Genomic DNA, 12,638 nt, shown 5'->3' with positions numbered 1-12,638 from the left:
CCTGCATGACAGGAGTGTGGCGATTCTAGGCAAAAAGTAATAATTGGAAATAAACAGAGCTGATTCCTTTGAGCTACTGCACATTAATAAAGCAAATAAACGTTTGCGTGATTTTGCGCAGCAGGACAGGGGCGCGGCGGGGATTTTCCATCAGCACGGCGGGTGATGCAACCCTGCCGTACCCGAGCGGGATTCAGGGGGCCGAAATGATGTTCAGCCGCTGCAGAAATTGTTGCGGGGTGAGCGGGCGACCATAGAGATAGCCCTGCAGGTAGTCGACGTGACGCTCGGTGAGGAAGTCGGCCTGCTCCCGGGTCTCGACCCCCTCGGCGATGGTTTTCAACCCCAGCCGGGTCGCCAGGTTGATGGTGCTGTCGAGAATGTGGCGGGAGAGGGCGTTGGTGCCGATCATGGCGACGAAGCTCTGATCGATCTTGAGATAGTCCACGTGAAACTGCTGCAGATAGGTGAGGCTGGAGTGGCCGGTACCAAAGTCGTCCAGCCCTATCCTGACCCCCATCTGCCGCAACTCGTCAAACAGCTGCCCGGTGAGCTGGTTGGGGGTGATGAGCTCGCGCTCGGTCAGCTCCAGCACCAGGGTGACCTCGCTGGCGGCGAAGGCGGCGAGAAAGGTGCGGCAGTCATCCACCAGGCTCAGCTGCTGGCAGTGACGGGCACAGATGTTGAAGCTGAAGTGGAAGCGGGGTGGCAACGCCGCCGCATGGGGGGCGAACTGCAGCCGCACCTGCTGCATCAGGGTCTGGGTCATCAGGATGATGAGGCCGCTCTCCTCCGCCAGCGGGATGAAGAGATCCGGCCGGATCAGCCCCTGGCTGTGATGCTGCCAGCGCATCAGCACCTCGCAGCCGTGCAGCTGGCCACTCTGGCTGACAACGATGGGTTGCAGATAGGGGATGAACTCCTGCTTGATGATGGCGCGTCTGAGCTCCTGGGTAGGGGTCGAGATATGGCTCCACCAGCGGTAGGTGGCGAGGCCGGCCAGCCCTCCCAGGAGCAGGATCAGCAGTATGATGGTGCTCTGTTTTTGCAAGGTGGTGGTCAGCACGGCGCTCAGCGAAAATCCCTGATTGAGGCTGTAGTTGAATGCCGCCGAGTCGAGCCGGTAGTTGAAGCCTCGCAGCCTGGGCGGTTGGCCATCGTGCACCTTGCCACGCAGGTCGAGCCACTGCTCGCCTATCTGTACCCAGCTGTGCGCCCCGGCGAGGCGCCACTGCAGCGGCTTGCTCAGGTGATAGGGGTTGATGGCGACCACCACGGCGTTGTTCCCCTCGCTCAGGTGATAAAACAGCAGCGACGGCTTGCGTCCGAGCCGGGTCACGGCCTCCAGCCTGAGCCGCTCGTGGCGATCGTCCTGCAGCCGGTCCTCGAGATCGATCTCGTCGAAGATGGAGGAGCAGTAGAGGCGGCCGTTGCGGGAGAGGTTGATCGAGCGCACATAGGGGGAGGTGGCGACCAGCACCCGCAGCTCGCGGGCCACCTCGCGACAGGGGCGGCTGGCCAGCGGCAGGGCCGCCATGGCCGCCTGGGTCGAATGGGAGAGAGCGCTGTCGATCTGCGTGATGGCGCGCTCGGCGGCGGTCTGGGCCTGCTGCCGGGTCATCGACCAGGTTTGCCAGTAGAGGGTGGCAAGGGAGATGAGGATCAGGGTGGCGCAGCAGAGCAGGCTGGCCAGGAGACGAGGCATGTTGCTGCTACGCAGAAAGGGGAACATCATGTACCACGCCTCGTGAAGGTTCAATTGAACAAAAAAAGGTCGGACATACTACACAATCACACCTCAATCTCCTAGCCACCACAAGGGGCTTCAGCGACCACCAAAAAGCAAAGGCGGCCCGCAGGCCGCCTTTATCCATCATCACTGGCTGGTCGAGCTTACAGCTGCTCGATGCCGACGATGTGCCAGGGTGCATTGTCCTTGGCCAGGTTGCGCTCGAGGTGCCACACCTCCTTGATGTCCTCCTCGACCTGCTCCTGGCGATCCATGTAGCGGCCGCTGAAGCGCACGCTCACCTGGGCCCAGTCGCTGCCGTAGTCGGCGCGCACCAGCTGGGTATCCACATACATCACCTCGGTGTGCTGCTCACCGGTCAGTTCGGCGCGGTCGGCCTTGAGCTGCTCGAACAGCTCGGGGCTGACGTATTCGCGGATCTTCTCCAGATCGTTCTTGTTCCAGGCTTCCTGCAGGGTGCGGTAGTGATCGCGGGCGCCGGCCAGGAAACCGTTCATGTCAAAACCTGGCGGCAGGCGGAACGGCACGTCGCTGTCGGCGAAACCGGTGGCCTGCGGGGCGCTGTGGTTCTGCTCGAACTGCTGGGGAGCCGCACTCTGGGGCGGCTGATAGCCGGCATAGGCCGTCTGTTGCTGCTGCGATGCCGCCATCTTGCCCTTGCGCAGGGTGCGGAACAGGAACACGCCGCCCAGTGCCAGCAGGGCGATCAGCAGGAAGTCCATCCCTTGCAGGCCTTCGAAGGCGCCGCTGCCCAGCAGGTAGGCGAACAGGCCGCCGGCCAGCAGACCACCCAGCAGACCACCCATCATGCCGCTCTTTTTCGGCGGGGTCTGGGCGCCCACGGTGGGGTTCTTGGTGTCGACCGGCTTGGCGGCGGGTTGGGCCGGCGCCGTCTTGTAGCTCTTGCCGAAGGATTTGCCGCCGCCAAACTTCTTGGCTTCGGCGTGAGGTGCCCCCAGGCCAATGGCCAGGATCACGGCAAACAGGGTCAGCATCTTTTTCATTTTGACTCTTTTCACTCTCGTCTGTGGGTGGGGCATGCTCTGCTTTGGCAAGCTAAGCGAGGCGCATGGCAGGCTGCATGTCCCTAAATGTGTCGCAGCTTGGGCCGATATGTACCATGATTGGCATGAATTATTCATGAACGAAGAACCACGTCGTGTGGGTGTCAATGGCAGGAGTGTGTCCCATGAAAAACAGACGGTTGAGCCGCAAGGAGCGCAAACTGCGCAGCAAAGCCAGACAGAGCAAGGGTGAACTGACCCTGGTCTGGCCCTTTATCGTGGTTTGAGCCCCGTTTTGCGCGGCAACGGACATCAGGAGGCGATGGCAGCAACCAACAGGAGGGCGGTTGGGCCACAGAGAAGTGAATAGCGCGTATTTGCGCTCGCGATGGCGGGGTTTCTTTTGTAAAATTCCCGTCCCCTTCCCGCTGCGGTTTTTATGTGTATGGCAGAGCAAGTGACGGCGAAAAAAGACGCCAAGACACAACAGCTGAAAGTACCTCCCCACTCTTTTGAGGCCGAACAGTCCGTACTGGGCGGCCTGATGCTGGACAACGAGGCCTGGGATCGGGTCGCCGAACGGGTGATCGACAAGGATTTCTACAGCCGCCCGCACCGCCTGATCTTCCAGGCCATGACCCGCCTCTCCAACGCGGGCAACCCCATTGACCTCATCACCTTGCAGGAGGAGCTCGAGCGCTCCGAGCAACTGGAAGAGGCCGGTGGCTTCGCCTATCTGGTGGAGATCGCCAAGAACACCCCGAGTGCCGCCAACATCAGCGCCTACGCCGAGATCGTGCGTGAGCGGGCGGTGGTGCGGGAGATGATCTCGGTCGCCAACGAGATAGTCGAAGCGGGTTACGAGCCCCAGGGCCGCACCTCCAACGATCTGCTGGATCTTGCCGAGAGCAAGGTGTTCCAGATCGCCGAACAGCGCACCAGCGCCAACGAGGGCCCCCAGCCGCTCAAGCTCATCCTCGAGCAGACCGTCGACAAGATTGAAGAGCTGTTCAAAACCCCCCACAACGGGGTGACCGGCGTCTCGTCGGGCTACAACGATCTGGACAAGATGACCGCCGGCCTGCAGCGCTCGGATCTGGTCATCGTCGCGGCCCGTCCCTCCATGGGCAAGACCACCTTTGCCATGAACCTGTGCGAGCACGCGGCGCTCACCGCCGACAAGCCGGTGCTGATCTTCTCCCTCGAGATGCCCTCCGAGCAGATCATCATGCGTATGCTCGCCTCGGTGGGGCGCATTGACCAGACCAAGGTGCGGACCGGTCAGCTCGATGACGAGGACTGGGCCCGTCTCTCCTCCACTATGGGGCTGCTGCTCGAGAAGGGCAAGATGTACATCGACGACTCCTCCGGCCTGACCCCGACCGAAGTGCGCTCGCGCGCCCGTCGGGTGGCGCGGGACAACGGCGGCATCAGCATGATCATGGTGGACTACCTGCAGCTGATGCGGGTGCCCAGCCTCTCCGACAACCGTACTTTGGAGATCGGTGAAATCTCCCGCTCCCTCAAGGCGTTGGCGAAAGAGCTGCAGTGCCCGGTAGTGGCGCTCTCCCAGCTCAACCGAAGCCTGGAACAGCGCGCCGACAAGCGCCCGGTCAACTCGGACCTGCGGGAATCGGGCTCCATCGAGCAGGATGCGGACTTGATCATGTTCATCTACCGCGACGAGGTCTATCACGACGACAGCCCCGACAAGGGGATCGCCGAGATCATCATCGGCAAACAGCGTAACGGCCCGATAGGAAGAGTGCGGCTCACCTTCCAGGGGCAGTTCTCGCGTTTTGACAACTACGCGGGTCCGGCGTTTGATGATGACTACTGATCATCAGGTGACCCGCTCTGCGTGCGTCCCCCTGATGATGGTAAAGAGAGTTCCATAAACAGTTTTCCCGGTTCGACAATTCTGCCGGTCCGGCCTTAGACGATGACATTTGAGGGCTGACACCACCCGGTGCCTGACGCGTTGGCGCGTTATCATGCCCTCGTAAGGGAAAACAGATGAAAGCGGCTATCGCCCAAATCAATACAGCGGCCCTGCGCCACAACCTCGCCGTGGTCAAACGACACGCTCCCCAATGCAAGATCATTGCGGTGGTCAAGGCCAACGCCTATGGCCACGGTCTGCTGCCGGTCGCCCGCACCCTGGTGGATGCGGACGCCTACGCGGTGGCCCGCATCGAAGAGGCGCTGATGCTGCGCTCCTGCGCCGTGGTCAAGCCCATCGTGCTGCTGGAGGGCTTCTTCAGCGCCGCCGACCTGCCGGTGCTGGCGGCCAACAACCTGCAGACCGCGGTGCACACCTGGGAGCAGCTCGAAGCGCTGGAGCAGGCCGAGCTGCCTGCCCCCGTGGTGGCCTGGCTCAAGCTCGACACCGGCATGCACCGGCTCGGGGTACGGGCCGACGAGATGCCTGCCTTTATCGAGCGGCTCGGCAAGTGCAAGAACGTGGTGCAGCCGTTCAACATCATGACTCACTTCAGCCGCTCCGATGAGCTGGAGCAGCCCACCACCCGCGAGCAGATCGACTTGTTCAGCCAGCTGACCGCGCCGCTTTTGGGTGAGCGGGCCATGGCCAACTCGGCGGGCATCCTGGCCTGGCCGGACTCCCACTGCGACTGGGTGCGCCCGGGCGTCATCCTCTACGGCGTCTCGCCCTTCCCCAATACGGTGGCGGCGGATTACGACCTGCAGCCGGTGATGACCCTCAAGACACAACTGATTGCGGTGCGGGATCACAAGGCGGGCGAGCCGGTGGGCTATGGCGCCAACTGGGTGTCGGATCGCGATACCCGGCTCGGGGTCATCGCCATCGGTTACGGTGACGGTTATCCACGGATGGCCCCCAACGGCACGCCTGTGCTGGTCAATGGCCGCATCGTACCCCTGGTGGGGCGGGTCTCCATGGACATGACCACGGTGGATCTCGGCCCAGGCGCCACCGACAAGGCGGGCGACGAGGCGGTGCTGTGGGGTGAGGGCTTGCCGGTGGAGCGGGTGGCCGACCAGATCGGCACCATTCCCTACGAGCTCATCACCAAGCTTACCTCCCGGGTCTTTATGGAATACGTCTAGGTGCCGTGAGCGCCAAACGTGAAAAAGCCCCGCATGCGGGGCTTTTTTTATGATGTTGTTGCGACCTGCAGATTACCGATGTTACTGCCGGTGCATCCGCACAAACTTCTCCATCAGCTGCTCTTCGGTTTCCACGTGAGCGGGATCCCAGATGATGCAGTCGATAGGGCAGACACTGATGCAGGTCGGCTTCTCGTAGTGACCGACGCACTCGGTGCAGCGACTGGGGTCGATCTCGTAGATCTCCTCGCCAAGGCTGATGGCCTGGTTCGGACACTCGGGATCGCACATGTCACAGTTGATGCACTTGTCGGTGATGAGCAGGGACATCTCAGGCGGCCGAGTGGGGCTGACGGGTGTCCTCGCGCTCGCCGAGGTTGCGCAGCAGGATGCCGTAGTTAACGTCCACTTCCTTCGGTACCGGCACGTAGACCACGTGGCCGTTGCCCGGCGCTGTGTCGATAAGCTCGCCCTTGCGGTTCTGCATCTGCTCCAGATTGAAGCTGAGGTTGCCCTGCGGGGTCATCAGTTCCAGGCTGTTGCCCACCAGGAACTTGTTCTTCACCTCGACTTCCACCATGTCGCCGTTGCGACCGGTGATCTCGCCGACGAACTGCTGGGTGTCGGAGACAGAGTAGCCGTAGTCGTAGTTCTGGTATTCGCTGTGGTTGTGACGGCGCAGGAAGCCCTCGGTATAGCCGCGGTGGGCCAGGTTCTCGAGGGTGCCCATCAGGCTGCGGTCAAACGGCCGGCCGGCTACCGCATCATCGATGGCCTTGCGATAGACCTGGGCGGTGCGCGCGCAGTAGTAGAAGGACTTGGTACGGCCTTCGATCTTGAGCGAATGGACGCCCATCCTGGTCAGCCGCTCCACGTGCTCGACGGCGCGAAGATCCTTGGAGTTCATGATGTAGGTGCCGTGCTCGTCCTCGAACGCGCTCATGTACTCGCCCGGGCGGTTGGACTCTTCCAGCAGCACCAGCGCATCGGTCGGTTTGCCGGCACCCAGGGTCGGGTCCACTTTCTGCACGGCGATAGGCTCCTGACGGTGGACGATCTGGCCCACCTCGTCCTCTTTACCCTCGTGCACCTTGTACTCCCAGCGGCAGGAGTTGGTGCAGGTGCCCTGGTTGGGATCGCGCTTGTTGATGTAGCCGGAGAGCAGGCAGCGGCCGGAATAAGCCATGCACAGCGCCCCATGGACGAACACTTCCAGCTCCATCTCCGGCACCTGCATGCGGATCTCTTCGATCTCGTCCAGCGACAGCTCGCGAGAGAGGATGGCACGGGTCAGGCCCATCTGATGCCAGAACTTCACCGTGGCCCAGTTGACCGCGTTGGCCTGCACCGAGAGGTGAATGGGCATGTCCGGGAAGGCTTCACGCATCATCATGATGAGACCGGGGTCGGACATGATCAGCGCATCCGGGTTCATCTCCACCACGGGGCGCATGTCGCGGATGAAGGTCTTGAGCTTGGAGTTGTGGGGCTGGATGTTGGCCACCACGTAGAACTGCTTGCCGAGGGCATGGGCTTCGTTGATGCCGAGCTGCAGGTTCTCGTGATCGAATTCGTTGTTGCGCACCCGCAGGCTGTAGCGGGGCTGGCCGGCATAGACGGCATCGGCGCCATAGGCGTAGGCGTAACGCATGTTCTTGAGGGAACCTGCGGGGGAGAGCAATTCTGGTTTAAACATGTCGGACTCTTATGTCTGATTGCAAATCAGGACGGCGCCACCTGATGGCGTCGTATGGGTTGAGCTGCGCCGGGAGTGGATACTCACACCGTACACCAGGTCACGGCATACCCGGCATCGGCCGGATAAACCGGGTGCGAGATTGTACTCGCCCTCACCGCATCATGCAATTTGGCAGGGAATCATCCCCGGCGCGAGTCGACGGGTAAAATGGGCCGCTCAGGCCCAGCGGGAGAGGGGGGAAGGCATGGCGTAGGCGTAGCCCTGCTGATAGTCGCAGCCGAGCCGGTTGGCTGTCTCGATGTGCTGCAGGGTTTCGACCCCTTCGCACACCACCTTCATGCCAAGCCGCTGCAGGTACTCCACCAGACCGGTCAGCATGCGCAGGGCATGGGGTGTCTTGCTGGCTTGCAGCAGCAGGGAGCGATCCAGCTTGATGATCTCGTAGGGTAGCGCCATCACTCGCTGGAAGTTGCAGGCCTGGGTGCCAAAATCGTCGCAGGCGATGTGGGCACCGTGCTCGCGCAGCACCTCGATCAGCGCCCGATGCGGAGGGTGCAGCGGGGCGTGCTCCAGCACCTCGAACCAGATCTCGATCCCCAGCTTGCGCGCCTGCATCAACACCAGCAGCAACAGGTTCTGATAGGTGGGGCTGCTCAGGGTCGGGTTGAGGTTGATGGAGAGCAGATAGGAGCCCGCCTTTGCCAGGGTCGGCAGATCCCGCATGACGGCTCTGAGCATGACGATGTCCAGATGCAGTGACTGCTCCTCACTGAGGGAGAGAAAATCGATGCCCTGATAACTCAGCTGAGCCGGATCCCAGCGTCTGGCCAGCACTTCATAACCCTTGACCTGATGATCTCGCCCTATGATCGGCTGATAGAAGGGCACAGCAAGCTCGGCCACCGGGATGCTTGCCATGTCACTCATTGGGTACTCTTCTTGAAATGCAAACACGGCACTCACCTGTTGACGGATATGGCCGTGGATAATAGCGGAGGGAGCGCGGAATGTTCTGTAGGAATTCTCTGATAATATGGGTGAGTTAGCCGAATGGATATATTTACGTGCCTAGATGAAATATGTTTATATAAAATCAATGCTTCCTGACTGCATATAGTAATGCAGAAGAGAAGTTAACCGGATTCTGGAATTAAATAACAGTACCTAAATGTCGGCTTGAACAAGTATGTCAACGCTGTATGGCAGGTCAGCATGATTTGGTAAAAATTGGGCACGCAAACTGGCGGGTGCCAAGCTGTTGGCGAGGGTTGCCATTCATTGGATTACCTGCTAGCCGGCCTGCCTTGGTTACCACTTGAGCAGAGCAAAGCCGGCAGGGCTTAGGTGGCGTTCCCTCTGGGGTCATCAACCAGGCCAGCAGGGGAGGGGAAAATCGAATGTTTATGAGAAACAGACTTGGTGACTGATCAAAAATATTGATGGCGAGTTTTCAATGTCTTTTATCAAGGTTGTTTTTATTGAGCCATAGCTTGGCGGGATGTTTCGCAGGGATAATGATGGGGGGGATGGTGGTGGGAATTAAAAAAATGTACTGCTTGGTTGATAAAATATATCCCGCCGCATGGCCAGCTATAGTGAATAGCTTGTGGTAAAAGTCTTGGACAGAATTTTTAAAATAAACGCCGAGATTGAATTCTTTTCTGCATGTAACGGTATCGCGGGCGCTGACTATCAGCGGGCAACGGCCTCAAGCGGCAGCAATGGGGTTTTGCGCTGTTCTGGCTCTATGGCCTGTGCCAGCCAGTCCCAGTCGAGCAGGGGGGTGTCTGCCTTGAAACGCTGATAGGCGAGGCCCTTGTCGACCGTCAGAAACAGGGTGGTCGGCAAGCCGATGCGGTTGATATAACGCACCATCACCTCACCCCGGTAGCTGGTCAGCCGCTGCTGCAACTGCTGCAGGTTCAATCCTTTCGCCTGCCCTGCTTCATCCCAGATCTCAAACATGGTCATGTCCTTGAACGATATGGCAATACTGTTTCTAAAAGCGGGCCCACAGGCAATTGTCAGATCTGACAGTGTCAAATGGATAGATGCGTGAAAAGCGAAAACCCGGCACTAGGCCGGGTTTTCTTGAATTATGGTGGAGGGAGAAGGATTCGAACCTTCGAAGGCAGAGCCGTCAGATTTACAGTCTGATCCCTTTGGCCGCTCGGGAACCCCTCCACAGGGGTACTACACAAATTGTTCAGGAAGATGGTGGAGGGAGAAGGATTCGAACCTTCGAAGGCAGAGCCGTCAGATTTACAGTCTGATCCCTTTGGCCGCTCGGGAACCCCTCCACGGGGTATTTTCCTGATTGTTGCACTTGAATGGTGGAGGGAGAAGGATTCGAACCTTCGAAGGCAGAGCCGTCAGATTTACAGTCTGATCCCTTTGGCCGCTCGGGAACCCCTCCCCAAGTGCGAGGCGCATACTATCAGATCTTCGCTCTTTGTGAACCCCTTGCGGGCATATCTGGCGACAAAAAAGTATCATTCGGTCATTTTTTGATATTTGTCGCTCATTTTTCACGCTTATCAACGACTTCCCTGCTGCTGTCTGGCATTGATCACGATGGTGGCGAGGCTGGGTGCCGTACCAGCCGGTTGCCATCAGGCAGCGTTTTATACTGAAAAACTCACCTTATTTTGTAAGTGTGATGGCTGACCGCTTCGCTGATGGACATTGCTGCTGCCGCATTTTACTCTCGCCATGTTATTCAACTGTTAACATGGATTGTGGACTTCTCCTATGCAGGCTCTCGATATCGCCGTGTTGCGCGGCCAGTTCCCCGCTCTCAATCAGCTGGTTGAAGGCAAAACCCCCGTTTTTTTTGACGGCCCCGGCGGGGCCCAGGTACCACACGCCGTGCTCACGGCCATGACAGATTACCTCGGCCGCTTCAACGCCAATCTGGGCGGCCCCTTTTTCTCGGCCAGGGCGACCGAGCAGCAGGCCCTGCGGGCCAGGCTGGCGGTGGCTGCCTTGCTGGGGGCGGAGCGGGCTGAAGAGATAGTGTTCGGCGCCAACTTCACCACCCTGACCTTTGCGCTGAGTCGTGCCTTGGCCAGAGAGTGGCAGGCGGGGGACGAGATTATCGTCAGCGCGCTCGATCACTACTCCAACGTCTCCAGCTGGCAGCAAGCGGCAGCGGATCGCGGCGTGGTGGTGCATCAGGCAAGGGTGGACCTGGCCACCGGCGGACTGGACTATGCGCATCTGTTCAGCCTGCTCGGGCCCAAAACCCGGCTGGTGGCGGTGACAGCGGCCTCCAACACCACGGGTAGTCTGGTCGACATTCCGCGTATCGCCGATGCGGTGCACGGGGTGGGGGCCCTGCTCTATGTAGATGCGGTGCACTTTGCGCCCCACGAGCGCATCGACGTGCAGGCCTGGGATTGCGACTTCCTCGGTTGTTCCGCCTACAAATTTTTCGGCCCGCACCTCGGCATCCTCTTCGGCAAGCATCGCCACCTGGCGCATTTCACCCCCTACAAGGTTGAACCGGCCAAAGATGTGGCGCCCTACAAGTGGGAAACCGGTACCCAGAGCTGGGAGGCGCTGGCGGGAGTAGAAGCGACCGTAGAGTATCTGGCATCCCTATCCGGGCTGGACGGCACCGAGCATGAGCTGGAAGCTCGCCTCGATCTGGCGTTTGCCCGCAGCCAGGCCCATGAGCGGCAGCTTAGCGAGCATCTGCTGGCCAGGCTGGCCGAGCGCCCCTGGTTCACCCTGCACGGCATTCAGGGCAGCAAGGGGCGCACTCCTACCTTCGCCCTCACTTCAAGCCGTCATAGCCCAGCCGAGATGGCCGAGTTTCTGGGGCAGCATCAGGTGTGCAGCTGGGCCGGCCACTTCTATGCGCTGGCGCTGGTGGAGCAGCTGGGGGTGAGCGACGGTGTGCTGCGAATAGGTTGCATGCACTACAACACCTCGGCGGAGATTGATCGCCTGTTCGCCCTGCTCGACGACATGCCACATTGAAACAACACAGCCCGGGTCAGGCCGGGCTGTGTCAGCTCATCTGTCTGCTAGCGGCCCACGATGGCGTGATGGATATCCTGCAGTGGCAGGACATGGCGGGCGGCGCCGAGCTTGATGGCCTCCTTGGGCATGCCGAAGACCACGCAGGAGGCCTCATCCTGGGCAAAGGTATTGGCACCTGCCTCCAGCATCTCGCGCAGCCCACGCGCACCGTCATCTCCCATCCCGGTCATGATGATGCCGGTGGCATTGCTGCCGGCAAACTTGGCCACCGAGCGAAACAGCACGTCCACCGAAGGACGGTGGCGGTTGATGAGGGGGCCGTCCATCACGTCGACGTGATAGTAGGCGCCGCTGCGCTTGAGCAGCATGTGCTTGCCGCCGGGGGCGATGAGCGCGAGCCCGGGGATCACCCGATCGTTGCTTCTGGCCTCCCGCACCTCTATCTGGCACAGGTTGTTGAGCCGCTCGGCAAAGGAGGCGGTGAACTTCTCCGGCATGTGCTGCACGATGACGATGCCCGGGCAGACCCGGGGCAGGGTAGTCAGCACGGCCTCCAGTGCCTGGGTGCCGCCGGTGGAGGTGCCGATCGCCACGATCCGCTCCGTGGTCTGGGCCATGGCATGCTGGCTGGCTGGCGCCATGATGGCGTCGGCATTGAGCTTGGGGGCGACCGTGGTGGACTGGGTTCTGAATTGGCGTCTGACATTGGCCTGGGCGGCGGCGCGCACCGCCATGGCCAGCTCCTGCGCCGACTCCTGCAGAAAGCTTTTCAGACCGACCGTGGGCTTGGTGATGATGTCGACGGCGCCGGCGGCCATCGCCTGCAGCGTGGTTTCCGCCCCCTTCTCGGTCAGGGAGGAGCAGATCACCACTGGGGTGGGGTGCTCGGCCATGATCTTGGTGAGGAAGGTGATGCCATCCATACGTGGCATCTCCACGTCCAGCACGATCACGTCTGGCCACTCCTTCTTCAGCTTCTCTTGTGCAAACAGCGGGTCGGAGGCGGTGGCAATCACCTTGATATCGGGCTCCTGCTCGAGAATGGCCTGCAACACCTGCCTCACCACGGCGGAATCATCCACCAGCATGACTCTTATCTGTTTCATTC

Annotated in this window: 10 protein-coding genes and 3 tRNA genes; 3 read left to right on the top strand and 10 right to left on the bottom strand. The window is 60.5% G+C overall.

What is annotated here, in order from left to right:
* Positions 1 to 193: 193 nt before the first annotated feature.
* Both ACB031_RS13315 and ACB031_RS13310 read right to left on the bottom strand, forming a co-directional pair.
* Complete coding sequence (locus ACB031_RS13315; protein ID WP_371139745.1) at positions 194 to 1,735, bottom strand: EAL domain-containing protein; 1,542 nt, start codon at positions 1,733 to 1,735, stop codon at positions 194 to 196.
* 158 nt (positions 1,736 to 1,893) lie between these two features.
* Positions 1,894 to 2,754, bottom strand: coding sequence for a Tim44 domain-containing protein (locus ACB031_RS13310; protein ID WP_005303956.1), 861 nt, complete (start codon positions 2,752 to 2,754; stop codon positions 1,894 to 1,896).
* 445 nt (positions 2,755 to 3,199) lie between these two features.
* Here ACB031_RS13310 and dnaB point away from each other — a divergent pair, with 445 nt between their 5' ends.
* Positions 3,200 to 4,594 (top strand): replicative DNA helicase, encoded by a 1,395-nt coding sequence (gene dnaB, locus ACB031_RS13305; protein WP_010673258.1) that lies wholly within the window; start codon positions 3,200 to 3,202, stop codon positions 4,592 to 4,594.
* Between the two features lie 176 nt (positions 4,595 to 4,770).
* Positions 4,771 to 5,844, top strand: a complete 1,074-nt coding sequence (gene alr / locus ACB031_RS13300; RefSeq protein WP_017784372.1) for an alanine racemase — start codon at positions 4,771 to 4,773, stop codon at positions 5,842 to 5,844.
* An 81-nt stretch (positions 5,845 to 5,925) separates the two neighbouring features.
* Here alr and ACB031_RS13295 read toward each other — a convergent pair whose 3' ends face one another.
* From ACB031_RS13295 to ACB031_RS13265, 7 genes are all read right to left on the bottom strand, one after another.
* Positions 5,926 to 6,174, bottom strand: coding sequence for a YfhL family 4Fe-4S dicluster ferredoxin (locus ACB031_RS13295; protein WP_005303946.1), 249 nt, complete (start codon positions 6,172 to 6,174; stop codon positions 5,926 to 5,928).
* Position 6,175: 1 nt separating this feature from the next.
* Positions 6,176 to 7,540 carry a tRNA 5-hydroxyuridine modification protein YegQ gene (gene yegQ / locus ACB031_RS13290; RefSeq protein ID WP_005303943.1) on the bottom strand — a complete coding sequence of 455 codons (1,365 nt, stop codon included), beginning with the start codon at positions 7,538 to 7,540 and terminating at the stop codon, positions 6,176 to 6,178.
* Between the two features lie 219 nt (positions 7,541 to 7,759).
* Positions 7,760 to 8,497: an EAL domain-containing protein gene (locus ACB031_RS13285; RefSeq protein ID WP_258120208.1), complete on the bottom strand. Its 738-nt coding sequence runs from the start codon at positions 8,495 to 8,497 to the stop codon at positions 7,760 to 7,762.
* Positions 8,498 to 9,235: 738 nt separating this feature from the next.
* Entirely contained in the window at positions 9,236 to 9,508 is a 273-nt protein-coding gene (locus ACB031_RS13280; protein WP_005303800.1) for a hypothetical protein, read from the bottom strand.
* Between the two features lie 134 nt (positions 9,509 to 9,642).
* Positions 9,643 to 9,727, bottom strand: a tRNA-Tyr gene (locus ACB031_RS13275).
* Positions 9,728 to 9,758: 31 nt separating this feature from the next.
* Positions 9,759 to 9,843: transfer RNA gene (locus ACB031_RS13270), tRNA-Tyr, on the bottom strand.
* 31 nt (positions 9,844 to 9,874) lie between these two features.
* Positions 9,875 to 9,959: transfer RNA gene (locus ACB031_RS13265), tRNA-Tyr, on the bottom strand.
* Between the two features lie 335 nt (positions 9,960 to 10,294).
* Between ACB031_RS13265 and ACB031_RS13260 the strand changes: the two genes are divergently transcribed.
* On the top strand, positions 10,295 to 11,527 hold the full coding sequence (locus ACB031_RS13260; RefSeq protein WP_371139744.1) for a cysteine desulfurase-like protein: 1,233 nt from the start codon (positions 10,295 to 10,297) through the stop codon (positions 11,525 to 11,527).
* Between the two features lie 47 nt (positions 11,528 to 11,574).
* On the opposite strand, the gene ACB031_RS13255 is transcribed toward ACB031_RS13260, so the two are convergent.
* Complete coding sequence (locus ACB031_RS13255; RefSeq protein WP_371139743.1) at positions 11,575 to 12,636, bottom strand: chemotaxis response regulator protein-glutamate methylesterase; 1,062 nt, start codon at positions 12,634 to 12,636, stop codon at positions 11,575 to 11,577.
* Positions 12,637 to 12,638: the final 2 nt, after the last annotated feature.

The sequence above is a fragment of the Aeromonas sp. S8(2024) genome, assembly GCF_041403085.1.
In the GTDB taxonomy this organism is placed as follows: Bacteria; Pseudomonadota; Gammaproteobacteria; order Enterobacterales; family Aeromonadaceae; genus Aeromonas; species Aeromonas dhakensis.
This window is presented reverse-complemented; position numbering and strand designations above follow the sequence as displayed.